Annotated in this window: 19 protein-coding genes and 2 tRNA genes; 14 read left to right on the forward strand and 7 right to left on the reverse strand. The window is 64.0% G+C overall.

Features of this window, described 5'->3' with window-relative positions; all coding sequences use genetic code 11:
- Position 1: 1 nt before the first annotated feature.
- Complete coding sequence (locus tag PMI40_RS14610; protein ID WP_008116747.1) at positions 2-1,474, forward strand: efflux transporter outer membrane subunit; 1,473 nt, start codon at positions 2-4, stop codon at positions 1,472-1,474.
- Here PMI40_RS14610 and pabB read toward each other — a convergent pair.
- Positions 1,458-3,287, reverse strand: coding sequence for an aminodeoxychorismate synthase component I (pabB, locus tag PMI40_RS14615; protein WP_040502096.1), 1,830 nt, complete (start codon positions 3,285-3,287; stop codon positions 1,458-1,460). The two genes, PMI40_RS14610 and pabB, sit on opposite strands and share 17 nt — an antisense overlap.
- Positions 3,288-3,426: 139 nt before the next feature.
- On the opposite strand from pabB, the gene PMI40_RS14620 reads away from it, so the two are divergent.
- From PMI40_RS14620 to PMI40_RS14630, 3 genes are read left to right on the forward strand one after another with little or no spacing between them, the layout of a single operon-like run.
- Positions 3,427-4,848: an MFS transporter gene (locus PMI40_RS14620; RefSeq protein WP_008116751.1), complete on the forward strand. Its 1,422-nt coding sequence runs from the start codon at positions 3,427-3,429 to the stop codon at positions 4,846-4,848.
- Between the two features lie 13 nt (positions 4,849-4,861).
- On the forward strand, positions 4,862-5,752 hold the full coding sequence (locus PMI40_RS14625) for a DMT family transporter (RefSeq protein ID WP_008116753.1): 891 nt from the start codon (positions 4,862-4,864) through the stop codon (positions 5,750-5,752).
- Positions 5,753-5,799: 47 nt separating this feature from the next.
- Positions 5,800-6,786: a magnesium and cobalt transport protein CorA gene (locus tag PMI40_RS14630; RefSeq protein WP_008116754.1), complete on the forward strand. Its 987-nt coding sequence runs from the start codon at positions 5,800-5,802 to the stop codon at positions 6,784-6,786.
- 57 nt (positions 6,787-6,843) lie between these two features.
- Here the strand turns inward: PMI40_RS14630 and PMI40_RS14635 are convergent, their stop codons facing one another.
- Both PMI40_RS14635 and PMI40_RS14640 read right to left on the reverse strand, forming a co-directional pair.
- Positions 6,844-10,833, reverse strand: coding sequence for a translocation/assembly module TamB domain-containing protein (locus PMI40_RS14635; protein ID WP_008116756.1), 3,990 nt, complete (start codon positions 10,831-10,833; stop codon positions 6,844-6,846).
- A gap of 45 nt (positions 10,834-10,878) precedes the next feature.
- Positions 10,879-12,657 carry an autotransporter assembly complex family protein gene (locus PMI40_RS14640; protein WP_008116759.1) on the reverse strand — a complete coding sequence of 593 codons (1,779 nt, stop codon included), beginning with the start codon at positions 12,655-12,657 and terminating at the stop codon, positions 10,879-10,881.
- A 354-nt stretch (positions 12,658-13,011) separates the two neighbouring features.
- Between PMI40_RS14640 and PMI40_RS14645 the strand changes: the two genes are divergently transcribed.
- The gene (locus PMI40_RS14645) at positions 13,012-13,797 is read left to right on the forward strand and encodes a ferredoxin--NADP reductase (RefSeq protein ID WP_008116761.1); all 786 of its coding nucleotides are present in this window, start codon (positions 13,012-13,014) and stop codon (positions 13,795-13,797) included.
- A gap of 46 nt (positions 13,798-13,843) precedes the next feature.
- Here PMI40_RS14645 and PMI40_RS14650 read toward each other — a convergent pair whose 3' ends face one another.
- A complete protein-coding gene (locus tag PMI40_RS14650; RefSeq protein ID WP_008116764.1) occupies positions 13,844-14,359 on the reverse strand; it encodes a type 1 fimbrial protein in 516 nt (171 codons plus the stop codon).
- Between the two features lie 401 nt (positions 14,360-14,760).
- Between PMI40_RS14650 and PMI40_RS14655 the strand changes: the two genes are divergently transcribed.
- From PMI40_RS14655 to PMI40_RS14685, 7 genes are all read left to right on the forward strand, one after another.
- On the forward strand, positions 14,761-15,426 hold the full coding sequence (locus PMI40_RS14655; RefSeq protein WP_008116766.1) for a response regulator transcription factor: 666 nt from the start codon (positions 14,761-14,763) through the stop codon (positions 15,424-15,426).
- Between the two features lie 220 nt (positions 15,427-15,646).
- Entirely contained in the window at positions 15,647-16,168 is a 522-nt protein-coding gene (locus PMI40_RS14660; RefSeq protein WP_008116768.1) for a fimbrial protein, read from the forward strand.
- Between the two features lie 48 nt (positions 16,169-16,216).
- A complete protein-coding gene (locus PMI40_RS14665; RefSeq protein WP_157221555.1) occupies positions 16,217-16,396 on the forward strand; it encodes a hypothetical protein in 180 nt (59 codons plus the stop codon).
- A gap of 34 nt (positions 16,397-16,430) precedes the next feature.
- Positions 16,431-16,955 (forward strand): fimbrial protein, encoded by a 525-nt coding sequence (locus PMI40_RS14670; RefSeq protein ID WP_008116770.1) that lies wholly within the window; start codon positions 16,431-16,433, stop codon positions 16,953-16,955.
- Positions 16,956-17,071: 116 nt separating this feature from the next.
- A complete protein-coding gene (locus tag PMI40_RS14675; RefSeq protein ID WP_008116772.1) occupies positions 17,072-17,827 on the forward strand; it encodes a molecular chaperone in 756 nt (251 codons plus the stop codon).
- 65 nt (positions 17,828-17,892) lie between these two features.
- A complete protein-coding gene (locus tag PMI40_RS14680; RefSeq protein ID WP_157221556.1) occupies positions 17,893-20,469 on the forward strand; it encodes a fimbria/pilus outer membrane usher protein in 2,577 nt (858 codons plus the stop codon).
- Between the two features lie 177 nt (positions 20,470-20,646).
- Positions 20,647-20,722 (forward strand) — tRNA-His (locus tag PMI40_RS14685).
- Positions 20,723-20,965: 243 nt separating this feature from the next.
- On the opposite strand, the gene murI is transcribed toward PMI40_RS14685, so the two are convergent.
- From murI to PMI40_RS14700, 3 genes are read right to left on the reverse strand one after another with little or no spacing between them, the layout of a single operon-like run.
- Entirely contained in the window at positions 20,966-21,808 is an 843-nt protein-coding gene (murI, locus tag PMI40_RS14690; protein WP_051001822.1) for a glutamate racemase, read from the reverse strand.
- A 10-nt stretch (positions 21,809-21,818) separates the two neighbouring features.
- The gene (locus PMI40_RS14695; RefSeq protein WP_008116779.1) at positions 21,819-23,360 is read right to left on the reverse strand and encodes a fumarate hydratase; all 1,542 of its coding nucleotides are present in this window, start codon (positions 23,358-23,360) and stop codon (positions 21,819-21,821) included.
- A 36-nt stretch (positions 23,361-23,396) separates the two neighbouring features.
- Positions 23,397-24,014 (reverse strand): YqhA family protein, encoded by a 618-nt coding sequence (locus PMI40_RS14700; protein ID WP_008116781.1) that lies wholly within the window; start codon positions 24,012-24,014, stop codon positions 23,397-23,399.
- 388 nt (positions 24,015-24,402) lie between these two features.
- Between PMI40_RS14700 and acs the strand changes: the two genes are divergently transcribed.
- Both acs and PMI40_RS14710 read left to right on the forward strand, forming a co-directional pair.
- Positions 24,403-26,385, forward strand: a complete 1,983-nt coding sequence (gene acs, locus PMI40_RS14705) for an acetate--CoA ligase (RefSeq protein ID WP_008116783.1) — start codon at positions 24,403-24,405, stop codon at positions 26,383-26,385.
- A 136-nt stretch (positions 26,386-26,521) separates the two neighbouring features.
- Positions 26,522-26,612: transfer RNA gene (locus PMI40_RS14710), tRNA-Ser, on the forward strand.
- Positions 26,613-26,708: the final 96 nt, after the last annotated feature.

Genomic DNA, 26,708 nt, shown 5'->3' on the forward strand with positions numbered 1-26,708 from the left:
AATGAAAAGCAAGCTCAAACCGTTGTTGCCGGCACTGGCCGCGGCGTTCGCACTGACCGCCTGCGCCGTCGGACCCGACTATGTGCGGCCCCAGCTGCAAGACACGCCACTGGCCTTCAAGGAAGGGCAGGACTGGAAGCCGGCCGAGCCGCGCGAGCTAGACGCCGATGGCCGCTGGTGGCAGATGTTCGGCGACCCCCAGCTCGATGCGCTGGTGGCCCAGGTCGATATCTCGAACCAGAACCTGGCACTGGCCGAAGCCAATTTCCGCAGCGCCCGGGCCGCCGTGCAGAGCGCGCGCGCGGCGCAGTCGCCCACGCTGGAGGCGAGCGCGTCGGCCACCCGCTCGCGCGCGGCCAGTTCGTCGGCTTCATCGAATGCATCCAATGCCACGGGCAACGGGTCGGTACGCAATGCCTATTCGTTCGGTCTGGACGCTTCGTGGGAAGCCGACATCTGGGGTCGCGTGCGGCGCAGCGTCGAAGCCAGCAGTGCCAGCGCCCAGGCCAGCGCCGCCGACCTGGCCGCGGCCCGCCTGTCGGCGCAGGCTGCACTGGCGCAGAACTACCTGCAATTGCGCGTGCTCGACGCCGAGCAGCAGTTGCTCGATGAAACGGTGGCGGCCTACCAGCGCTCGCTGCAACTGACGCAGAACCAGTACGCCGCCGGCATGGTGGCCAAGTCCGACGTGATCCAGGCGCAGACCCAGTTCAAGTCGGCCCAGGCCCAGGCGCTGGACAACCAGGTTTCGCGCGCCCAGATGGAGCACGCCATTGCGCTGCTGGTGGGCAAGACGCCGGCCGGCTTCGCACTGCCGCGCGCGCCGCTGGCGGCGTCGGCACCACCGGTGCCGCAGGGGTTGCCGTCGATGTTGCTGGAACGCCGGCCCGACGTCGCGGCCGCCGAGCGTCGCGTGGCCGCGGCCAATGCCAACATCGGCGTGGCCCGGGCGGCGTACTTCCCCAGCCTGACGTTGTCGGCCTCGGGCGGCTACCAGAGCTCCAGTTTTGCGGACTGGTTCTCGCTGCCGGGGCGGGTGTGGTCGTTGGGGCCGCAACTGGCGCAGACCATTTTCGATGGCGGTGCCCGGCGTGCCGCCACCGACCAGGCCATTGCGTCCTATGACGGTACCGTGGCCCAATACAAGCAGGCGGTGTTGACGGCGTTCCAGGAAGTCGAGGACAACCTGGCCGCCTTGCGCATCCTGGAACAGGAAGCGGCGGTGCAGGATGACGCCCTGCAATCGGCGCGCCAGGCAGTCACGCTGGTGACCAACCAGTACAAGGCCGGCACCGTCAGCTATGTCAATGTGATCACGGCGCAGGCCACGGCCTTGTCGGCCGAGCGTTCGGCGCTGGATATCCAGAACCGGCGCATGGCGGCCAGCGTGTTGCTGGCCAAGGCGCTGGGTGGCGGCTGGGACGCGGCCAGCCTGGAAGACCTGGCCGCGGTGGGGCTCAAGGCGCCAAGATAGCGCGCTGCGCCCCGCGCAGGGCGTTGCAGACGACGATCTGCTCGGCCCGCAGCAACTGGGCACGCGTGACGGTGGCCTCGACCGCGTTGTAGTGCGGGTCGGCCAGCAACACCGTGCGCATCACGCCGGGCAGCAGTCCTGCCGCCAAGGGCGGCGTGGTCCAACGGCCATCCAGCAGCACGAACACGTTGCAGCGGCCGCCCTCGGTCAGTTCATCCTTTTCGTTGAAGAACAGCAGGTCGAAGCCGCCGCGTGCCTCGGCGTCCTTCCAGGCGGCGTCGTAGAGGGCGCGCGCGCTGCTCTTGTAACGCAACAGCGGGTCACGGCTGTCGGTGGGTGCGGCCGCGAGGAACACCTTGAGCGGTTCGTCCAGCGGTGCCAGCGGCGCGTGCCGCAGGTCGATCGCGCCGTCGTCCGCCAGGTCCAGCCGCAGGCGATGCAAGCCGTCCGGCAGCACGCTGCAGGTCTGGTGCAACGCCGCGCGGATGGCGGCTTCATCGTAGACAAAGCCCAAGTCGGCGGCCGACGCGCGCAAGCGCGCCAGGTGCAAGTCGAGATGGCGTGCGCCATCGCGCGTGGCGCGGATGGTTTCGAACAGCGTGAAGTCGTGCCCCATCCCGGTCAGGAAGCGCGCCTTCAGGTTGCATTCGGCATATTCGGAATCGGCATCGCTGTCATGGACGATACCGGCCCCCAGGCCCAGCACGCCAGGCCGCATCCCCGCCTGCGGCGGCTGCAGTTGCAGCGTGCGGATCGGCACCGACAGGCAGAAGTCGCCGATGGCCCGGGACGTGCCGTGGGACGCCTCGAACCAGCCGATGGCGCCGGTATAGAGTCCGCGCGGCGCGGTTTCGAGCTCGTCGATGATTTCCATGGTGCGGCGCTTGGGGGCCCCGGTGATCGAGCCGCAGGGATAGAGCGCGGCGACCACCTCGGCCAGCGCGACGTCCGGTCGCAGGCGGGCGCGTATGGTCGAGGTCATCTGCAGCACCTGGCCATAGCGGCGCACGTCGAACAGCTTGGGCACCTGCACCGATCCCGGCACCGCTACCCGCCCCAGGTCGTTGCGCAGCAGGTCGACGATCATCAGGTTCTCTGCGCGGTTCTTGGCGTCGGCCGCCAGCTGCAATGCCCGTTGCACATTGATTGCCTCGGCGTCGGCATGGTCGGCGTCGGCGGCGCGCGCGGTGCCTTTCATCGGCTTGGCCTTGAGCACGCCCTGGGTGTGCTGCACGAACAGCTCGGGCGAGAATGACAGGATCGCCGCGCCGTCCTCGCGGCACACCAATGCCCCGTACGGCACCGGCTGGCGCTGGCGCAGCCGTCGATACAGGGCCAGCGGTTCGCCGTAGGCATCGAAATGCAGGCGATAGGTATAGTTGACCTGATAGGTGTGGCCGGCGGCGATGTAATCGCGGATACGGTCGATGGCGGCGCCGAACTGTTGCTGGCTGACGCTGGCCCGGAGCCGGGCCACGCCGGCCGGGCCCGTTGTCGTCGCCGCCTGCGTGGCCAGCCAGTCGTCGACCTGGGCTGCGGCCAGGCGCTCGCAGCGCCCGAACAACAGGATCTCGGCCAGGGGGCCGGCGCCATGGCGATGCGGCAGGCCCTGCATGGCCGCACCCAGTTCGTAGTGCCACAGGGCCACGGCGTGCAGGCCACTCGCCAGTGCCTGCTGCATCTGCTCCAGCATGGGCGCCAGGCCGGCGGCATCGTGGCAGGACAGGGTGCGCAGGTGCTGCGTGTAGAGCCGCGAGCGCGGCGCGGCGCGGGTGGCCAGGTGATCGTCGAGCAGGGCGAAGCAGAGGGTCATGGTGCGGCGTGGCAAGTCGGGCGGCAAGGGCAGGCAAAGGCGCGGGGCGCCCGGCAGCATCATAGCGTAAAAGGTATACTCGAAGGCTTGCCGGGCGGCGCCATGCGCTGCCCACGTGTCAAACTGTCAACCTCTGTCGATGTCCATTCCACGCACCTTCGTCATCCCGCTGATCGTCGCCTGTGCGCTCTTCATGGAGCAAATGGACTCTACCGTCATCTCGACCTCGTTGCCGGCGCTGGCGCTGGATATGGCGGTCGACCCGATCTCGCTCAAGCTGGCACTGACGTCCTATCTGGTGAGCCTGGCGGTATTCATCCCGATCTCGGGCTGGATGGCCGATCGCTTCGGTTCGCTCACCATCTTCCGCTGGGCCATCTGCGTGTTCATGCTGGGTTCGATCCTGTGCGGGGTGTCGTCGACCCTGCCGCAGTTCGTGGCGGCGCGGTTCCTGCAGGGCATCGGCGGCGCCATGATGGTGCCGGTGGGCCGGTTGGTGATCCTGCGCAGCGTCGAGAAGGCCAACCTGGTCAGGGCCTTGTCCTACCTCACCATTCCGGCGCTGTTCGGGCCGATCCTGGGGCCGCCGCTGGGTGGCTTCATCACCACCTATTTCCACTGGCGCTGGATCTTCTTCATCAATATCCCGATCAGCATCCTCGGCCTGTACCTGGCCACGCGCTTCATTCCCGACCTGCGCGAAGAACAGGTCAAGCCGCTCGACTGGCCCGGCTTCGTGCTGTCGGCGCTGGGCTGTTCGCTGCTCATGATGGGCCTGGCCACCTCGGGTCGGCATCTGGTCTCGGGCGAGATCTCGCTGGCCTGTGTAGTGGGCGGAGCGGTGTTCCTGGCCGCTTACGTTTGGCATGCCCGGCGCGCCGCGGCGCCCCTGATCGACCTGCGCCTGCTGCGCATCCCGACCTTGCAGGCCGGGGTGCTGGGCGGCTCGCTGTACCGGGTGGGCATCGGCGCCATTCCGTTCCTGCTGCCGTTGATGCTGCAGCTGGGCTTTGGCTATACGCCTTTCCATTCGGGACTATTGACCTGTGCCTCCGCCGCCGGCGCCATGTTCATGAAGACCATTGCTGCCCGCGTGCTCAAGCGCTACGGCTTTCGCCGGGTGCTGATGGTCAACGGCGCCCTGGGCGTGCTGAGCCTGTTGGCCATCGCCTTGTTCTCGCCGGCCATGCCCTACCTGCTGATGACGTTCATCCTGTTGCTGGGCGGCTGCTTTCGCTCGTTGCAGTTCACCAGCCTCAACGCCATTTCGTATGCCGATGTCGACAAGTCGCACCTGAGCCAGGCCACCAGCATGGCCAGCGTGGCGCAGCAGCTGTCGATCGGCATGGGTGTGGTGCTGGCCGGTTTCGTGCTGCAGGCATCGACCGAGTTGCAGGGCCACGCGACCCTGGTGACGGCCGATTTCTGGCCGGCCTTCGTGGCCGTGTCGCTGGTGGCATCGTTGTCGCTGCTGATGTTGCGCCACCTGCCGCTCAATGCCGGCAGCGAACTGTCGGGCAATGGTCGCCCGCCTTCCACCCCCGCTGGCGCGAGCCGCTGAACAAGATCAAGACATGCAATACAGATTCCTCTGGTTCCCCCTGGGCGCGGTATCGATCTGGGCCGGCAATACGGTGGTCAGCAAGCTGGCCGCCAATGTGATCGCGCCGGAAGACATCTCGTTCTATCGCTGGGTGCTGGCCGCGGTGCTGATGTCGCCCTTCCTGGCGCGCCAGACCTGGCGCAACCGAGCCAATATCCGCCCGCACCTGGGCAAGATCGCGGTGCTGGCGCTGTTGGGCATGGTGCTGTTCCAGAGCCTGGCCTATTTCGCGGCGGCGACGTCCTCGGCCACCAGCATGGGCATCATCACCTCGCTCATGCCGTTGCTGACCTTGCTGTTGAGTATCAGGTTGCTTTCGGAGCCGCCCACCGTGGGCACGCTCGCCGGTGGCCTGCTGTCGTTGCTGGGCATGTCGGTGCTGATCGGGCGCGGCCATCCGCTGGACCTGTTCGACAACGGCGTGGTGGTGGGCGATCTGCTGATGCTGCTGGCGACCGTGTCCTATGGGCTGTACGGCGTACTGCTGCGGCGTTGGGCGCTGCCGCTGGTGACCTGGCAACTGCTCTACATGCAGGTGTTGATGGCGGTGCTGTTGCTGTTTCCCGGCTTCGTGATCGGGCACCACACCGCCTTGACGGCGCAGAACCTGCCGATCCTGCTGTATGCCGGCATCGCCGCCTCGATCGTGTCGCAGTTCCTGTGGATGCGTGGCGTGGCGCACCTGGGGGCCAGCCGCTGCTCGGCGTTTGTGAACCTGATGCCTATCTTTACTGTCATTATCGCTGTGCTGGCGCTGGGTGAAGACCTGCACGGCTATCATGCGGTAGGCGGGGCCATCACGCTGGCTGGCGTGATGATGGCGCAGTTTCTCAAGCAGCGCCTGTTCCGACCGGCCCAATAACAATCAAATCGGGCGCTGCCGCCGGGTTGCAGCGTGAGGAGCACACCATGATCGACGCCAACATGATCGTCAATTGCACGGTCTACAAGAAAGGCAAGAAGCTGCGCGAGATCGGTCTCGATGAAATCAGCGACGTACTGCAGGAGGGCGGGACCTTCGTCTGGCTGGGCCTGCTCGAGCCCAACGTCGAGCTGATGGCCAAGATCAAGGAAGAATTCAACCTGCACGAACTGGCGGTCGAAGACGCCTACGCCGCGCACCAGCGGCCCAAGATCGAAGAGTACGGCGACACCCTGTTCGTGGTGCTGCACACGGCGCAACTGGTCGGTGGCGAGATCCAGTTCGGCGAGACCCACATCATGACCGGTCCGCGCTTCGTGGTCACGGTGCGCCACGGGGCTTCGCGCAGCTATGCCAAGGTGCGCGAACACTGCGAGATGCTGCCGGAGCGACTGGGGCGTGGGCCAGGCTTCGTGCTGTACGCCATCATGGACTTCGTGGTCGACAACTACCGACCGATCATGGATGACCTGGAGGCCAAGTTTTCCCAGTTCGAGGCGCAGTTGTTCGACCCCGCCGCCAATACCGGCCAGGCCTATCTGCAGGAGCTGTACCAGCTCAAGCGGCAACTGATCCGCCTGCGTTCGGCGGCTTCGCCCTTGCTCGATGTGTGTACCCAGATCCTGCGCTTTCACGAGGGGCTCATCACCAAGGACGGCAAGGCGTATTTCCGCGATATCTACGATCACGTGGTGCGCTTCATCGATACCGGCGATCGGCTGCGCGAGATGGTGGAATCGGCCGTGCAGATCAACCTGGCGCAGGTGACCATCCACCAGAACGAGATCGTGCAGACGCTGGCCGGTTGGGGTGCGATCCTGGCCATACCGACCATGATCTTCAGCCTCTACGGCATGAACTTCGCGCACATGCCGGGGCTCGACTGGCGCTGGAGCTTCCCGCTGGTGCTCGGCGGGATCATCACCGGCTGCTCCTTGCTGTGGCGCCGCCTGCGACGGGCCGGGTGGCTGTAGGCCGGTGCGGGCCAGCGGCGCGCCGGGCGTGCCGTTGACCGCCCGGCCGCCCGGTCGTCAGTCGAAGCGGCGATTGAACACCACGTTCAAGCCATTGATGGTGCCGGCCCGCGCCACCGCCGACCAGCGCTGCGAAAACTGCCAGGTCGCCTTGGCCACGCTGGCCGCGCCCGACAGGCTCTGTTCGTAGCCCAGGGTGATCTTCTCGGTAATGGCCTTGCCCAGGTTGACCACCTGGTCGTCGCTCAGGCCCGATTCGCTGGCGCCGATCGAGAACTGGTCCAGACCGATATCCTTGGCGATGCGCTTGCCGCCCAGGTTGCCCACCAGGGCCAGCGCCTGGCTGCTGGCGCTGCGCTGGCCGATGCTGGAACTGTCGGTGCCGTGGCCGAACATCATCCATGACAGCTTCTCGTCGTCCGGCACATTCGGTTCCGATACCAATTGCACGCGCGGCTGGTTGACGTTGCCCGTGACCGAGACCCCGGCTTCGACGTCCTGGTTGCGACGCATCGCCAGGATGTTGATGTTCGGGTTGCCGATCGGTCCCTGGAAATTGATGATGCCCCGCTCGATATTGAGCTTGGTACCGAATGCCTCGTAGGTACCTTCGGCGACATTGATGGTGCCGGTGGCGCGCATGGGCGACAGCGGTTCGCTGTGCACGTTCATGTCGCCTCGCAGCAGCAGGTCGGCGCCGGTGCCGCGGAAGCGGAAATCGTTGCCCAGGTCGATGGCCAGGTTGATGACCGGGGCAAACCTGCCGGCCGGTTTTTCGGTGGCGGCCTGCAGCTTTTGCTGTGACGTGGCATTGGCGCCGCTCTTGGCGCGTTCGCCGCGCCGCACGATGACGACGTCGTCACCCAGCTTGGGCGCGCTGCTCTTGGGCAGGTCGAACAGGGCACGGTCGACGGTGAACTTGCCGTCCACCCGCAACTGCTCGTTGACGTTGGCGATGCGGCCCTGGCCCGAGATCATCAGGCGGCGGTCCGGACTGGCGAACAGTTCCAGTCGTTCGGCGGTGATGGTGGCATTGAGGTCGGGGTTGGAGGCGCCCAGCTGTACCTTGCCGTTGGCGCGCAAGGTGCCGGCGCCGCCGTGGAACTCGATCTGCCGCAGGTCGATCACGTTGTCGTCCATCACGATGCGCACGATGCCATCCTTGAGCTGGATACCCTGGTCGAATTCGGTCACCGCCAGTTCGTCGCCGTTGATCGCGCCCGACAGCCTGGGTTGTCCCAGGGTACCGCTCGCGCTCAGCTCCGCGGCCAGCCGGCCCTTGAGGCTGAGCTGCGGGCCGATCAGGTCGCCTACCCGCTTCAGTTCGGGCACCGCCAGGCGCGCCTTGAGCGCCAGCGGCGACGCGTCGGCCAGGGTGAGCAACTGGTCGATGCGCTGCAAGCCGATGGCGCCACCGATGTCGACGGTGCCCACGCGGGCGGCATCGATGCGACCATCGACCCGCATCTGCTGGCCCTGCAGGTCGGCCCGCAGGCGTAGCTCGGACAGCCCCAATGCGACTTCGCCGTTAGTGGTGGCGACCCTTGCATCGCCCGACTTGCGCACCAGCTGCATGAAGCCGCTGGCACGCTCGGCCAGCGAGAAATCCCAGTCGCCATCGAGCACCAGGTCGGTCTTGACCGGCGGTGGCGTGCCGGTAAGGTTCTGGGCGATCTGCAGCAGGCGCCCGACATCGATGGCATGGGCCTGGCCGGCCGAGGCAATGCGCCCTTGCCGGTACGACAGGTGTTTCAGGTCCAACGCCATGCGGTCGATCTCAAGCCGGGTGGCCCCGGCCTCGATGCCCTCGGCCGAGGCTTTCAGGGGCAGCGGACTGCTCATGGCCAGGCGCGGCAGGCCGTCGTTGCGCAGGCGGTCGATGACCCCATCCCAACCATAGGCGCCCCGGGTCGGCTGGGTGAGCCTGCCGTGGGCGGCGAGGTCCAGGTCGAGCGGCTGGTCCATGACCCGGCCATTGCTGCGCAACGCCAGGGTGTGGCGGCTCCAGGTGCCATCCAGATCGACATCGAGCTTGTCCAGCCGCGCTTGCGGGCCTTGGTAGCCTTGCCCCTGTACGCGCAGCGAAAGCTTGTTTTCGGGTGAATCGATGGCCGCCGCCAGGTTGGCCTGCAGGTCGGCGCCACCGGCCAGGCGCGCCAGCCGATGCTGGGCAAGCACCAGGTTCTCGGCCTGGTAGGTCGCGTGCAGGGCGGGGCGTTGCTGGCTGCCGCTCAGTTGGCCTTGCAGCCGCAACAGGCCCGACAGGCCATATCCCAGGCGTTCCAGATGCGGCGCATCGAGTTTCAGGTCGAGCCGGTCGCGGGCGCTGCCGAAGCTGCCATCGACGACCAGGGTATTGCCGGCCACCAGCAAATTGGCGCGACTGGGCAACAGGCGCTTGCCGGCCAGGCTGACCTGGCCCTGGCCGCGCATCGGCAAGGCACCATAACTGCTGTCACCAATGGCGAAGGCCAGCTTCAATTGCAGTTCGGGCGAGATGGCGCCGCTGGCGTCGAAATCCATGTTGATGCGCGCCTGCACCGGCTTGGCGGTGGCCGCCGGCAGTGGCTTGCCGGCGCCGGCCCGGCCTTTGTCCTTGGCGGCCGGCGATGGCGTGAATGCCTGCAACCAGGCCGTCGGATCGAAGTCGACCAGCCGCCCCTTGATGGCGTAGCCCATGGCGCCCGTGGTGTCGAGCTTGCCGCTCGCTTCCAGGCGCGAGCGGCCGGCCGCCAGGCTGGCCTGGTGCAATTCGACCTGTTCGGCACGGATGGTGCTGTCCAGGCGCAGCCTGATTTGACGGTCGTCCAGCGCCAGCTTGACCTGCTGGGCCGCCGGCGCGATGGTCACCTGCAACGGGCCGGCCAGTTGCGTGGGCTTGAGTTGGCGATGCACCTGGTTCAAGTCCAGGGCGGCGATGCGAAAATCGAACTTGCCTTCGCCGCTGGTGCTGAACTGCCCGCTGCCGTCGAGGCGGCCATTGCCGGGCAAGCGCAGTTCGAGGCGGCTCAGCTTCTGGTCCTGCAGGTCGAGTTCGACATTGGCGTGCGCCGACAGCAACGGCAGCAGTTGCCGGTCGAGACTGCCGGGCCGGGCGTTGTCGATGCCGACGGTGCCGGCCACGCGCAGGGTCGGGCTGCCGGCCACCGGCGCCAGGTCGGCCGTGATCCGCAAATCGGCCTGGGGCGCAGCGGCATTGAAGGCTTGCGGGTTGAGATGCTGCAGGTCGACCTTGGCGCTCTTGAGCGGCACCGGCGCAAACGGCGTGGCCTGCAGCTTGGCACTGCCGTCGAGGCGGTCGCCGGTCGCCGTCAGCGCCACGCCCAGGTCGTGCAGCGACCCCGACAGCTGCGCGGCCAGGCGGTATTTTTCCTGCAGGCCGGCGGCCTGGTACTGGCCGGACAATTCCAGGGCGCCGCCGACGGCGAACGGCGTCTTGCCATCCAGGTCCAGCCGCGCCGTGGCGTCGCCCAAGGGCGTCACCAGGCTGTCCAGTACCAGCCGATGGGCGCGTCCATCGGATTGACCGTGCAGCCGCAGCTTCGATAATTCGGTGCTCGAGGTGCCTTCGGTAAAGCTCAGCCGGTCCAGCGCGATCTCGCGCAAATCGAGCGCCAATGGCAGTTCGAGCGACTCTGGCGTGGTAGTCGGTTCGGCGGGTGCCGGTTGCTGGTTGAGCGCGACCGAACCCACCCGCAGATAACGCACGGTCAGCTTGCGCGGCGCCAGCGCCAGGTGCCAGCTGGCGTCGACGCGGTCGATCGAGAGGATGCGCCGCTGGTCGCGGTAATGCAGATCGCGCAGGCGCAAGCCATCGGCGATGGTGCCATCCAGCAACTGGCCCGACAGTTTTCCGTCCAGCAGCCGCACGGCGCTGTTCCAGGCCAGCCGCGTGCCGCTTTCGGTCTTGACCACATACAGGCCGGCGCCGCCTGCGGCCAGCACGGCCAGCGCCAGTGCACCGACGCTCCAGCACGCGATCCTGCCGGCGCGACGACGGCGTGTCGCGGGTGGTTGCTCGGAAGGGGATGGATGCTGGTCGTTCATGCGTGCTTGCCGATCAAAACTGTGGAATAGGGTGTGTCGATATCGTCAAAAGGCGATGCCCAACGAGATATGCGGCCTGATCTGGCGTTTCTGCACGCCGTAGGCCAGGTCGAGATTGAGCGTGCCGACCGGGCTGCGCCAGCGTGCGCCGGTGCCCACGCCCTGGTAGAAGGTCTTGTTGCTCCAGCTGTCGGCGGCAGCACCGATGTCGTAGAACAGCGCCGCGCCCCAGTTCTCGGTGAACCAGTGCTGGTATTCGCTGCTGCCCACGGCCAGGTACTTGGTGGGAAAGACGGTGCCGTTGCGCTCGTTGCCGATGCTCTGGTAGCTATAACCGCGCACCGAGTCGTTACCGCCGGTGCGAAACAGCAGCGAGGCGGGCACGGACGAGGCGCGCCCGGCGGTGAACACGCCACCCAGCTCGGCGCGCAACAGCACCAGGTCGCGTCGCGCCACTGGCACGAACTGCTTGAAGCGGCCGTACAGGCGCCCGAAGCTCTGGTCGGTCAGCACGCCCTTGACGGCGAAGCCGGCTTCCAGCGTCAGCAGGTTGCCGTGACGCGGGAAGATCGGGTTGTCGACATTGCGCCGGGCCCAGGCGAAACCTGGCACCAGCGCCTGGTGGGTGCCGGGGCTGACCACGGTGTTGGCGGGCAGGGTGGTACCGTTTTCCTGGGTCAGCTGATCGCGGTAATAGGTCAGCGAATAGGTGGTGTCGTAGTGCTCGCCGGTACGCGCGCGCTTGATGCCGGTCTGCAGCGTGCGCAGGTCGATGCCTTCGAGCCGGGTGCGCTCATAGGAGCTGTTGACGCTATTGACGAAGGCCTTCTCATCGGGCGGCATGGCCAGGCTCAGCAGGCCATACTGGCGCTTCTGCTCCAGCTGCAATTGGCTGTCGAACACATAGGCCCGGTCGAACACGTTGTAGTGCGAATAGCGGCCTTCGACCTGGGCACCGGTGTCGGTGCCATAACCGACCCCGGTGCGGATGCGCTGCTGCTGGAATTCGGTGACCTGCACCTTCACCGGTGCCATGTCCGGGTGGGCCGGGTCGTCGTCGATACTGACCACAGCATTGGAGAAATAAGGCGTGTTCTGGATCTGCCGCTGCAAGCTCAGCAAGCGGTCGACATCGAACGGCTCGCCGACCACCAGCGGATTGACGTTGCGGATGATCTGTTCGGGATAACGGCGGGTGCCGGTGATCTGCAATGGGCCCAACGTGAAGGCCGGGCCACTGTCGTAGCGCACCGACAGCTCGGCCTGGTGTTCATCGGGATCGACCTCGGCGCGCGAGCCGGCAATGCGGGCGGCCGCATATTTGCGTTGCTGCAATGCGCCCAGCCCGGCTTGCTTGGCCCGATCCCAGTCTTCCTGGCGAAACGGCGCGCCGTGCGGCAGCGTCCAGTCGCGGCTGATCTGCTGCACCCGTTGCGGGTCCTGTTGCGCGGCGGCGCCATCGACCGCGATCTCGGCGGCCGACACGGTAGTGCGTGGACCCGGGTCGACGCGGATGAGTACGCGCTTGGTCGCCTGCGCCCCGTCGCCGTCGCCTCTTTCGCTCTTGACCTCGATGTTGGTCACCGGCGAAAAATAGCCCTCGGTGGAGGTGAGCTCGCGCACCTGGTCGGCGGCGGTATCGGTCATGAAGCGCAATTGCTCGTCGCTGATATCGTCGCGCCCCTGGTAGCGCGAGAGGTCAAGGAAATCCTTGAGCAGCGCCTGCACCGAGCGCGGCGCATCGATCTCTACCCGATAGGCAGCATTGGCAGAACTGGTGGCGCACCACAGAGCGGTGATGGCCAGGCGGCAAGTCCATTTCATGAATCGTCGTAGTCGGGTTGAGGCGGTGATGCCGGGCGGCTGTTGGCGTGCGCGCAAAGTCGGTTACGATATGGAGTTATTGTGAACCAGGCCTGTTCATTGCGGGCGACGCGGGCTATCAAGCCAGACCGGAGGCCGCAGCAGATAGTTCCTGTTCGTCATGCGGGGCGCACCGTCGTTGCAATTCACGCGCCGAGGCCGTCCGTTGGAGCAAAAACGTCATTGTAATGGCTGCCGCCGACGGTGTTGCCGGCCTCGATTTTTTTTCAGATTTTTCTTAAATGTTCTGAGCGATCGCCGTTGACGGGCGAGCACGGCATCGCATCAGACCCTGCTTGCCCAAGGAGCCATGAAGTGAGCCTGGATGCCTATGCCGAAAAGGCCAGTTGCGAGCGCCTGCTGTCGGTGCAGCGATGGACCGACAAATTGCTGACTTTCCGTACCACGCGCCCGGCCGGCTATCAATTCGTAGCCGGCCAGTTTGCGCGCCTGGGCCTGGAAATCGACGGCGAGATCGTCTCGCGCGCCTATTCGATCACTTCCTCGCCGACCGATGACGTGCTGGAGTACTACGCCATCGTGGTCCCCGACGGCAAGTTCACCACTTGCCTCGATGGGCTGCGTCCGGGCGCGCCGGTATGGGTCGAAAAGCTGAGTTACGGGTTCATGACGGCCGACCGTTTCACCGATGGTCGCGACCTGTGGATGCTGGCCACCGGCACCGGGCTGGGGCCGTACCTGTCGATATTGCAGCAACCCGATGTATGGCAGCGTTTTGCGCATCTGGTGGTGGTGCATGGGGTGCGTCACCAGGAAGAACTGGCCTATCGCGAACAACTCGACGCCCTGCGCGAGCAGGCCGCAGCGCGCGGATGGGCGGCCCGCCTGCATACGCTGCGCGCCGTCACGCGCGACGACCGGCCACCGGCGGACTTGCTGCAGGGGCGTATCACCACGCTGCTGGCCGATGGTTCGCTGGAGCGTGTAGTGGGTACGCAGATCGAGCCGCAACATGCACGCGTCATGGCGTGCGGCAATCCGGAAATGGTCACGCAGGTGCGTGAAATACTGCGCGAACGCGGCATGACGCCGCTGCGGCGCAGCGGCGGCGGACAGTTCGTTACCGAGGATTACTGGTAGAGCGGTTTGGCCTGTCTGGCGCGCGCGGCGCAGACAGGCGGTCGCATCACAGGTAGTCGATTGCCACCAGCATCCCGCCGCCTTGCTGCGCCTGTGCGGCAACGCTCCCGCGCTCGGGCTGGTCTGCCTGGCTCGCCACTGCCTCGAGCCGCGCCTTCATCTGGACCTGGTGTGTCATGCGTTGCGGCAGCGCGATGGGGATCGCCTCGCCCGGGGTGACCTCGCGTCCCTCGCGTTGCAGCTGCAGGCGCACGCCGTCGATCCCGGTATCGAACCCTGCTCGTGTTTTCGAGGAGGGCTGGATCATCGACAGCTGGATGGCCTGGCGTGCATTGCAGTACATGCTCAACTCCAGCGGCGTGGCCGCGCTCCTGCGGGTGCGCCTTGCCTGTTGCAATGCTTCCTGCCCGAACCCCAGGGCCGTGGTCGATACCGTACATGCCGGCTCGACCACCGCTCCCTTAATGCGAATGGTGCCATCGGCCGCGTGGACCTGGGCCGAGATGGCCGCCAGCGCGGCGATCAAGAAAACACGTGTTGCAGTGGCGGGGTGCAGTGACATGGTGATTCCTCATAGCGATGTTGTCCCTCCCAGGACCATCGATGAATGCGCTCGCATGCGCTAGATCTTTTGCGTTTCGGGTCGACGAAACTAATTCAAATATCAACTCGTAAACGTCCTAGCAGTTTATCAGGAAAAATGCGGTAATAATGTTGCTTTATATCAACTCGCAAATATTCGCGTCATTTTTTTATCTTGATTTTTTAAAAAATCTTAAATGCCGGTTTCATAGGAGGAACGCGGCAGTTGCACACAAATGGCAGTCGTCAACGTGACAATCATTGGGAACCAAGCCCGAGCTCATCCAGTCGAGGACAGGCACGGTGCATGGACGTCAGTGGGGTGACGCAGCACCGATCGCCGAACTTTCAACGTCAATCCATCCATTGGGGGTAGTAAAAATGAATATGAGCAACAAGATCCTTCACGTCGCCATTGCTGACGACCACCCGGTCGTATTGGGCGCCATTCGCCAAGAACTCGCACGCCTGCCCGAAGTGCGCATCGACCTCGAAGTAGAGACCGGTGACGCGTTGCTCAACGCATTGCGTCGTTCGCCCTGCGAGATCGTCATCACCGATTTCACGATGCCCAACGACGAGAAGGAAGACTCCGACGGCTTTTCGCTGATCAAGCGCATCAAGGCCGATCATCCGTCCAGCAAGGTCATCGTCTATACCGCCATGGCCAATAGCGCAGTGGTCAAGCGCCTGTACCGGATGGGGGTGTTCTCGGTGATCAACAAGCGTGAAAAACCCGAGGAGCTGATCAACGCCTGCCTGGCCACGCAAAGCACCAAGCAGGTGTATTTCCCGGTGTCGCTGCGTGGCGAACTGGAGGTGAGCTGGGCGCAGGGCGAGGCCTTCTCGCACGCCAAGGAATTAACGCTCTCGGAGCTCGAGGTGGTGCGCCTGTTCGTCGAGGGCAATTCGCTCAGCGACATCTGCGACCGCCTCTCGCGCACACCCAGCACCGTCAGCACGCACAAGAACAATGCGATGCGCAAGCTGGGTTTGTCCACCGATGCAGAACTGATCAAGTACGCCTATTCGACCGGCATGATCTAAATCGCCACGCCGTACCGGCATCTCCAAAACAGCGGATTCCACCGCTGTTTTTTTTCGCCCGTCGTAAGCGATGTGGGCCATGTCGCCTTCCGCAGCGCTCACTGTTATTCCAGATTTTTCTCGTATCAAGCATCTGATGCGCCAACTACGATCCTCTTGGTCGGAACGGGTTTATTGCCGCCCACATCGTCAGGCAATTTTTTTTGAAGGAATCATTGATATGAAAAAATCGTTCGTCGCATCTGCATTGGCGATCGCCCTGCTGCCCGGATTTGCCTTCGCCGCAGACGGCAAGATCAACATCAACGGCGCGGTCAACGAAGGCACCTGTGTCTACGGCAACGGCGCCAACGGCCAGACCGTCAACATGCCAACCGTCAGTGCTGCTTCGCTGACCACCGCAGGCAGCATGTCGACCGTGACCCCGTTCGAGATCGCATTGAGCAGCTGCGCCTTGGCGCAACGGGTGGCGGTGCAACTCGATGGCGCGGCCAACGGTGACAGCACCACCGGCCGCCTGAAGAACATCGCTACCGATGGCGCTGCCGGCAACGTACAAGTGGGCGTGGTCGACCGTGCCAACAACAGTGCCGAACTGCGCCTGCCCGGTAGTTCGGTCGGCGTGCTGCCGTCGGCCGCGGGCACTGCCACCATTCCACTGGGCCTGCGTTATGTGTCTACCGGCGCGGCTACCGGTGGTGTCGTGACCACGGCAATGGACTTCAGCATCATCTATCCATAAGCGTTGCCCCGGGACGAGGGCCGGCTGATTGGCCGGTCTCTCGGATGCATGGAAATCAAGGAAGGGCGCAGGATTTTTTCGGGAGTTTTCTCATATTCCAGAGACGCCTCGCTAGGTAAGATGTTATCCAGTGATGACATGGAAGCGATGCAGGAAGAAGTCGTGCAGTCGATGCAAGAACTAACAGGAAACCAGCTGCCTGCTCCCGATGGGCAGTTCCCGTGGTGATTAAATCTAAATTGATCTTCGGTCAGGATATGTGATGAAATCTGTCTTAATGTGTTCCTTGGTTGCAGCCATGCTGTCGCCCTCGCTCGTGTTTGCCTTCGACGGTACCGTCAATTTCACCGGTTCGGTGGTGGGCACCACCTGTACTTATAACAACAATGGCGGAACGCAGAACGTGGCGTTGCCTCCGGTGAGTGCCTCGGCACTGGCCAGGAAAGACGATACCGCCGGCGAAAGGCGCTTCGATATCGCTCTGAGCAACTGCGCTGCTGACGCCAGGAACATCGCCATCAACCTCGAAGGCGGTCAGATCGATGCCCTTACCGGCTATCTGCAGAACTCTGCCTCCGGTGCCAAGGCAACTAACGTTGCCGTGCAACTGGTCAACCCGATTACTGCTACCCCACTGAGGCTGCCAGCGCAATCCCCGGTCGTTGCAGCCGACGGTAGCGGCCAGGCCGTCATTGCGCTGATTGCGCGCTATGTCGCCACCGGCCCAGCTGCGGCGGGCAGTGGTGCCGTCACCAGTTCGGTCAATTTCTCGATCGTCTATCCATAAGTCTGTTGCGAAATACCGGCATTCGCCCCGGCATTTCGCTTGCTACCTTTGCCGGCTATGCGCTGGAGTGCTAATGTCTGGCAGGGGCGGTTTTGTTTTGATCCGGGGGGAATAAAATGAAAAAGTGTCTTAATGGCATTGCCATTGCAGTCTTGCTGGCCATTGGCAGCGTCGCCAATGCCGCCGCCGTCATCGGCGGAACGCGTATCGTGTTTCCTTCCAATGAGCGTGAAGTCAGCGTGCGCCTGAGCAATGAAGGCAAGGAGCCCAGCCTGATCCAGGTGTGGCTTGACAACGGCGACGAAAAAGCGACTCCCGACCAGATTCGCGTGCCTTTCGCATTGACCCCGCCGATGTTCCGGATGGACGCCGGCAAGGGGCAGACGGTGCGCATGATCTATAACCGCACGCCGCAGGCGGAGGACCGCGAGACCCTTTACTGGTTCAACATGCTCGAAGTGGGTCCCAAGCCCACCGGCGAGGCCGACACCAACTACATGCAGATGGCGTTTCGTACCCGTATCAAGGTGTTCTTCCGGCCCCAGGCACTCAATACCGTGCAGCAGATGGACGACGCCTTCGCCAGCCTGCGTTGGAGTCTCAAGCGCAATGCCGAGGGTGGTTTTGCGGTCGTGCTCGACAATCCTTCCGCGTATCACATCAACCTGCTCGGCGTGGCCCTGGTCGATGCCGACAACAAGCCGCTGTTCGAGAGCGAGTCCGGCGCCATGGCCGAGCCACGCAATAGCGCGCAGCTGCCGATGAAGGGCATGAAGCAGGTGCCGGGCGGCAAGTTCAAGTTGCGCTACACCTTCCTCAACGATTTTGGCGGGGCAGTCAATCGTGATGCCGAGCTGACCGACGCCAAGTAAGACGGTGCCAGGCCCGTTCGCCGGGCCATCACCACCCCTCCGAAATTTACCGATCAGATTCGATGATGAAACCCAGACTCGGCCTTTGCCAGCTCAAGCAGGTCAGCATCATGGTGCTTGGCGCATTGGCACTGTTGCAGTCCACCTCGGTGCGCGCACAGCGCGCCGGCGGCGCCGAACCGGTGGAGTTCGGTTCGGAGTTCTTTCGTAGCGGTGGCGAGGGCGCGGTCGACGTGACCCGTTTCAACCGTGGCAACCCGATTCCGGCCGGCGACTATCGGCTCGACATCTATGTCAACGACGCCTGGATCGGTCGCAATGAAGTCAATTTCCGCGCCGGCGACGACGACTCGGCACATCCCTGCTTTTCGCGCAAGCTGGTCGAGATCGTGGGGGTCGACCTGGAAAAGCTTTCCGAGTCCGCGCGTGCGGCACTGATTGCCGAAGACCCCAAGCAGTGCCTGCGGCTCGAAGACCTGGTGCCCGACGCCAAGATGGATTTCGACAGCGGTGATCTGCGCCTGAACCTGTCGATCCCGCAGATATCGCTGCGACGTAGCGCGCGCGGCTACGTCAGCCCGGAAATGTGGGACCACGGCGTCAATGCCGCGATGCTGGGTTATCACTTCAATACCTTCAGCACTACCAGCGCAGGTCGCACCACCACCTCGTATTACACCAATCTCAACAGTGGCGTGAACCTGGGGGACTGGCGTTTTCGCAATAACTCGTCGATCACGCGATCGGGTACCGGCCCGACCCGGGTGCAGACCATCGCCAGCTATGCGCAGCGCAGCGTGGTCTCGCTCAACAGCCAGTTGACCCTGGGTGACGCCTCGACCTCCGGCCAGATGTTCGACACGCTCTCATTTCGCGGCGTGCAGCTGGCGTCGGACCCGCGCATGCTGCCTGATTCGCAGAGCGGCTATGCGCCGGTGGTGCGCGGCGTGGCGCGCGGCAACGCCCGGGTGCAGGTGCGCCAGGACAACAATGTGATCTATGAGACCACCGTCGCGCCCGGGCGCTTCGAGATCAACGACCTCTATCCGACCGGTTTCGGCGGCAACCTGCGGGTGATCGTCACCGAGGCCGACGGTAGCGTCTCCAGTTTCGACGTGCCTTATGCATCGGTGTCGCAATTGCTGCGTCCCGATACCTCCCGCTACAGTCTCACGGCCGGACGTACCCGCAGCGCCTTCAATGTGGCCAGCAGCAATTTCATGCAGGGCACCTATGAGCACGGCATCAACAATGTGCTCACGCTGTCGGGTGGCGCGCTGGCCGCGTCCGACTACATGGCACTCGTCGGCGGCGGTGCGGTGAGCACCCCGCTGGGGGCGTTCGGCATGAACCTGACCCACGCGCATGCGCGGGTGACGCCCGCCAGCACCAGCACCGGCCAAAGCCTGAAGCTGGACTACAACAAGAACCTGGTCGACACCGGCACCAATATCGCGCTGGCGGCGTTCCGTTATTCCAGCAGTGGCTACCTGCGGTTGCAGGACCTGCAAGCGATCAAGGCGATACAACAGGGTGGCAACGCCGCCCTGGTGGCCGACCGGCCGCGCAGCCAGTTGCAGGTGTCGTTGTCGCAGTCGCTGGGCGAAGGAGGCGGGTCGTTGTATGCCGTGGGCACGTCGCAGAACTACTGGAACCGCGCCGGCTCCGGCAGCACTTTCAGCGTCGGCTACAGCAATAACTGGAAAAGCGTTTCCTACAGTTTCTCGGCCCAGCGCCAGCGCGACCTGCTCTCGCGCACCACCGGCACGCAGTACGCGTTCAGCATGTCCATTCCGTTGGGCCGCGAAATCAACTCGCCTACCGTCAGCACTTCGGTCACGCGTGACCAACGTGGCGACACCAGCCTGCAGGGGACGCTCAACGGCACGGTAGGCGAGCAACGCAATATCTCGTATAGCGCCACCGCCAACCGTAGTTCCGGCAGCACCGGCGGCTCGCTCAATGGACAATACAGCGCACCCTATGCCAACCTGGGTGCCAGCTACGGTTACACCAGCGGTGGCAACCGGCAGATGTCGGCCACGGCCTCGGGCGGCGTGGTGGCACACGCCGGTGGGGTGCTGCTGGCGCAGAACCTGGGCGACACCATCGGCATCGTGCGGGCGCCAGGTGCGGCAGGCGCGGCGGTCAACTATAGCGGCGTGCAGTTGAGCGACGCGGGGACGGCCGTGGTGCCCTATCTCACGCCGTTCCGCAACAACGAGATCCAGCTCGATCCCAAGGGGACGTCGACCGACGTCGAGCTCAAGTCGACCAGCCAGCGTGTGGCACCGATGGCCGGCGCCGTGGTGCTGCTGGACTACGAAACCGTCAGCGGGCGCTCGGTGCTGATCAATGCCCATCGCGCCAACGGCGAAGCAGTCCCGTTCAGCGCCGACGTGCTTGACGAAGATGGCAACGTACTCGGCATGGTGGGGCAGGGGGGCATGGTGTTCGTCCGCACCGCCAATGACAGTGGCCAGCTGACGCTGCGCTGGGGCAGCCAGCGCAATGCACAGTGCCGCATTCGTTATGCGCTGGCGCCACGTGCCAAGGATCGGACGACGGACTTCGACCAGATCGACGCCACTTGCGAGGCGATATCCGAAACGAACCAGAAGAGCCCGACGGCGGCGCACTGAGCGCATCCCCACGGTGGGGCAAGCGCGAAATGATGCCTGGCCCACACAAAGCCTGGCGGATGGACGCACTTTTTTTAAAACAATCGTGCAATGTGGTTGCCATACCCTGCTGGAGTTTGTATAATCGTGCGCTTCACTGATGCCGGGGTTAGTTCTTCCGCGCATCAATGGCCAGTGGTGGCTGTAGCTCAGTTGGTAGAGTCCAGGATTGTGATTCCTGTTGTCGCGGGTTCGAGTCCCGTCAGCCACCCCACTGTTTATAAGGCTTTGCGCCGACCTACTGTGAGCTCTCACAGTATCCAGGTTCCATTTCGTGGAACTATAATTCCTCCCATTTTATTGTCTACACCGGCCGCGCAATTCAGCGTCGCAGCTTCGGCGTCATCTCGACTTCTTCGATCACTGTAGCGGTGCTTTTTCCGATGGTGCGGCTAAATTGCCGCCCTGGTTCCGTTGCCTCTACCTGGCGTACACCGGTGCCAGCGCCGGCGCCGGTTCATCCCGCCGCCAACGCATGCACCGGTGGGTGCAGGTCCAGCAATCGCCTGAAGGCATGTTGCAGCGTGCTCTGGCTGGCCGTGGTAAAGCCGCACAGGCTGCCGTCCCCGCCGTCGGCCAGCAATGCGGTCTCGTGCAGCAGGCGCCGCAACTGCCGGCTCACCGCTTCGCCGGTGTCGATGATGGCGGGCTGTCTGCCACCGAGGCGGCGGCATACCGATCCGATGGCCTCGCGCACGAACGGATAATGTGTACACCCCAGTACCAGTGTATCGGCGCCCTGTTCGAGCAGCGGTCGCAGATAGCCTTCGAGCAAGGTGACGGTGGCCACCGAATGCAGTTCGCCTTTCTCGATCAGGTCGACCAGGCCCACGCAGGCCTGGGGCAGGTAATGCACCTCGTATTGCGCTTCCATCTGCTGGCGCAGCAAGGCAAAACGCTGGCTGGCCAGCGTACTGCGCGTGGCCAAGACGCCTACCACGCCACTGGCGCTTTGCTGGGCAGCCGGCTTGAGCCCGGGCTCGATGCCGACCACGATCAACCGTGGCCATTGCGCGCGGATCGCCGCGATGGCCGCTGCGGTGGCCGTATTGCACGCCACCACCAGGGCCTTGATGCGTTGGCTGGCGAGGAAGTCGGCGATGGCCAGCGAACGCGCCACGATGGCTGCCTCGGGCTTGTCGCCGTAGGGCGCGTAGCCGGAGTCGGCCACATATACCAGGCGCTCGCGCGGCAGCGCCGCATGCACATGGCGTAGCACCGACAGGCCGCCCACGCCAGAATCGAAAATGCCGATGGCAGCATCGGCTGTCATCGGCATCGAACCTGCAGACTGCTTCATTGAGTCGCGATCAGGCAGTGGTGACCGCAATCTTCGACAGCGACACGCTTTGCGCGATCTTTTCCTTCCACTCGGCCGGACCGGTGTTGTGTACCGACACGCCGTTGGCGTCCACGGCCACCGTCACCGGCATGTCCTTGACGTCGAATTCATAGATCGCCTCCATGCCCAGGTCGGCAAAACCCAGCACCTTGGCCGACTTGATCGCCTTTGACACCAGGTAGGCCGAGCCACCCACGGCCATCAGGTAGGCCGACTTGTGCTTCTTGATCGCCTCGATGGCGGCCGGGCCGCGCTCGGACTTGCCGATCATCGAGATCAGGCCGGTCTTTTCCAGCATCAGGTCGGTGAACTTGTCCATGCGGGTCGCTGTAGTGGGGCCGGCCGGGCCGACCACTTCGTCGCGCACCGGATCGACCGGGCCGACGTAATAGATCACGCGGTTGGTGAAGTCGACCGGCAATTGCTCGCCCTTGGCCAGCATGTCCTGGATGCGCTTGTGGGCGGCATCGCGGCCGGTCAGCATCTTGCCGTTCAACAGCAGGGTCTGGCCCGGTTTCCACGAGGCCACCTCTTCGCGGGTCAGGGTGTCGAGGTTGACCCGCTTGGACTTCTCGGTGTCGGCTACCCAATGCACTTCAGGCCATTCAGACAGCGATGGCGGTTCCATGTAGGCCGGGCCCGAGCCATCCAGCACGAAGTGGCCATGACGGGTCGCCGCGCAGTTGGGGATCATCGCCACCGGCTTGGACGCCGCATGGGTCGGATACATGTTGATCTTGACGTCCAGCACCGTGGTCAGCCCGCCCAGGCCCTGGGCGCCGATGCCCAGCGCATTGACCTTCTGGTACAGCTCGATGCGCAATTCCTCGGTCTTGTTGTTGGGGCCGCGCTGGAGCAGCTCGTACATGTCGATGTCGTCCATCAGCACTTCCTTGGCCATCAGCATGGCCTTCTCGGCGGTGCCGCCGATGCCGATGCCCAGCATGCCGGGCGGGCACCAGCCGGCGCCCATGGTCGGCACCGTCTTGAGGACCCAGTCCACCAGCGAATCGGATGGATTGAGCATGACGAACTTGGTCTTGTTCTCGGAACCGCCGCCCTTGGCGGCAATACGCACGTCGACCGTATTGCCCGGCACCAGCTCCATGTGGATCACGGCCGGGGTGTTGTCCTTGGTGTTCTTGCGCTCGAACTGCGGGTCGGCCACGATGGAGGCGCGCAGCACGTTGTCCGGATGCATGTAGCCCTGGCGCACGCCCTCGTTGACGGCGTCGGCGATGGAGCCCGAGAAACCTTCGAAGCGCACGCCCATGCCAACTTTCAGGAACACGTTGACGATGCCGGTATCCTGGCAGATCGGGCGCCGGCCCTCGGCGCACATGCGTGAATTGGTCAGGATCTGCGCGATGGCGTCCTTGGCGGCCGGATTTTGCTCGGTCTCATAGGCGCGCGCCAGGTGCTGGATGAAATCCACCGGGTGGTAGTAGCTGATGTACTGCAGCGCGGCGGCTACGGATTCGATGAGATCGTCTTGCTTGATGATGGTCATGGCTGGTTCTCTCGGGTTCAAAGGAAGGCGCGGGTGTCAATGCGCGGAAGGCGGTTCGTGGGGCGGTGCCGGGTGTGTCATGAGGCGGTCGCAGTAGGCGATGGCCAGGGCCGACACCAGGAAGGTCACATGGATGCCGGTCTGCGCCACCAGCGTCTTGACGTCGTACACGTTGGCATTGATGAAGGTCTTCAACAGGTGGATCGACGAGATGCCGATGATGGCCGTGGCCAGCTTGACCTTGAGCACCGAGGCATTGACGTGCGACAGCCATTCCGGCTGGTCGGGATGACCCTCCAGGTTCATGCGCGAGACGAAGGTCTCGTAGCCGCCCACGATCACCATGATCAGCAGGTTCGAGATCATCACCACGTCGATCAGCGCCAGCACCACCAGCATGATGGTCTGTTCGTTGAGTTTCTCGGGACGTGGTGCGCCGGCGATGGCCACCGCGTCGAGGATGTGGTCCAGCGAGGAGGCATTGCCCAGGGCGGCGCCGATCAGGTCCGACAGCTCGACCCAGAAGTGATACACATAGACGCATTGCGCCAGGATCAGGCCCAGGTACAGCGGCAGCTGCAGCCAGCGGCTCATGAAGATCAGGTTGGGCAGGATGCCGATCTTGCGGGGCGAGGGGTGTTTCGGAGCGTTCATTGAGGTTGACGGTCGCGTGAGGTCTGGCTGTTGTCTGGCGGAGTATGGCTGGGTTCGATATGGCTTCGAATTGGGGCCGTATTTTACACGCCCTTGGCCCTGCCAGCCTGTTGCGGCCTTAGAGAAATCCGCCGGCAACGCGAGCCGGCCAATGCCAGCGGGAAACATCGCCTTATGCCACAATGGCCCCGATGTGAGCAGGACGACATGTTGTTGACGCACGTGTCGGGCAACCCCCATTTCCAGCCTTTCGCCAGATCGGTGGACCCGCCCGCAAAGCCTTGCCAGACAGGCATTCCCGTTGGGGAACATTGCCACATGTGTAAGGACTGAGTAAGTGAAGCGGCCTATGTTCTGCGGAAAGCAAAAACTAAACTTGGAGACTACCGTGGCTGATATTGAAACTTTCAAGCAAGAAAACCGCGTCTTTGCGCCGCCGGCGGAGCTGGCCAGGCATGCCGCCATTTCCGGCATGGACGCCTACCACGCCCTCAATGCCCGCTTTGCCGCCGACTACGAAGGCACCTGGGCCGAATTGGCGCGCGACAACCTGCAATGGCACAAGCCCTTCACCAACACGCTGGACGAATCCAACGCGCCATTCTACAAGTGGTTCGGCGACGGCCAGGTCAACGTCTCGTACAACTGCCTGGACGCCAACCTGGCCAATGGCAATGCCGACAAGACCGCCATCATCTTCGAGTCGGACGATGCCAAGGTCACACGCGTGAGCTACCGCGAGCTGCACCGGAAGGTGTGCCAGTTCGCCAACGGCCTCAAGTCGCTGGGCATCAGCAAGGGCGACCGGGTCGTCATCTACATGCCGATGTCGGTCGAGGGCGTATGTGCCATGCAGGCGTGTGCCCGTATCGGCGCCACCCACTCGGTGGTGTTCGGTGGCTTCTCGGCCAAGTCGCTGCAGGAACGCGTCATCGATGCCGGCGCGGTGGCGGTGATCACCGCCGACATCCAGGTGCGCGGCGGCAAGCACTTGCCGCTCAAGGCCATCGTCGACGAGGCGCTCGCCATGGGCGGCTGCGACACCATCAAGAACGTCGTGGTGTACCAACGCGGGCCGGGCGAGATCAACTGGGTCGAGGGGCGCGACAAATGGCTCGCCGACGTGCTGGCCGGCCAGGCAGACAGTTGCGAGCCCGAATGGGTCGACGCCGAGCATCCCTTGTTCATCCTGTATACCTCCGGCTCCACGGGCAAGCCCAAGGGCGTGCAGCACGCATCGGCGGGTTACCTGCTGTGGGCCGTGCTGACGATGAAGTGGACCTTCGACATCAAGCCCGACGACATCTACTGGTGTACCGCCGACATTGGCTGGATCACCGGGCACACCTATATCGCCTACGGCCCGCTGGCCGTGGGGGCGACCCAGATCGTGTTCGAGGGAGTGCCGACCTACCCCAATGCCGGTCGTTTCTGGGACATGGTGCAACGGCACAAGGCCACCATCTTCTACACCGCGCCCACGGCGATCCGCTCGCTGATCAAGGCCGCCGACGCCGACGAGAAGATCCATCCGAAGCAATACGACCTGTCGTCGCTGCGTATCCTGGGCTCGGTGGGTGAGCCGATCAATCCCGAGGCCTGGATGTGGTACTACAAGAACATCGGTGGCGAGAAGTGCCCGATCGTCGACACCTTCTGGCAGACCGAGACTGGCGGCCACATGATTTCGCCCTTGCCGGGTGCCACCCCGCAGGTGCCGGGGTCCTGCACCTTGCCGCTGCCCGGGATCACCACGGCCATCGTCGACGAGACGGGCAACGACCTGCCCAACGGCAATGGCGGCATCCTGGTGGTCAAGCGTCCATGGCCATCGATGATCCGCACCATCTGGAACGATCCCGAGCGATTCAAGAAGAGTTATTTTCCGGAAGAGCTGGGTGGCAAGATCTATCTGGCAGGTGACGGTGCGGTGCGTAACAAGGAAACCGGCTATTTCACCATCACCGGTCGCATCGACGACGTGTTGAACGTCTCGGGTCACCGCATGGGCACGATGGAAATCGAATCGGCGCTGGTTGCCAACAGCCTGGTAGCGGAGGCCGCGGTGGTGGGCAAGCCGGACGACACGACGGGCGAATCGATCTGTGCCTTCGTGGTACTCAAGCGTCCACGTCCGACCGGGGACGAGGCCAAGCGGATCGCCAAGGAGTTGCGCGACTGGGTGGCCAAGGAGATCGGCCCGATTGCCAAGCCCAAGGAGATCCGTTTTGGCGACAACCTGCCCAAGACGCGCTCGGGCAAGATCATGCGGCGTTTGTTGCGGGTATTGGCCAAGGGCGAAGAGATCACCCAGGACATTTCCACGCTGGAAAACCCGGCCATCCTGGACCAGTTGAAGGAGGCGCAATAGGCAGTAGGGCGGGGGTGGGCCAGGCATCAGGACTGTGTCGCCCCGTCGGTTTTTGACAATTTCAAAAGCAAAAAGCTTTGATTCTTCAGAAACCTTGCTATAATCTGCGGCTTCGCTCAAAGCGGACCCGAATCCAGGAGAGGTGGATGAGTGGTTGAAGTCGCACGCCTGGAAAGCGTGTATAGGTTAATAACCTATCGGGGGTTCGAATCCCCCTCTCTCCGCCAAAACATAAATGCCCGCGCAAGCGGGCATTTTGTTTTTGTGGAGAGGAGTAAGCCGCCTGCGCGGCTTACGCGGGGGATTCGAAGGGATTCGCTTGC

This window comes from Herbaspirillum sp. YR522 (assembly GCF_000282575.1).
In the GTDB taxonomy this organism is placed as follows: domain Bacteria; phylum Pseudomonadota; class Gammaproteobacteria; order Burkholderiales; family Burkholderiaceae_D; genus Herbaspirillum.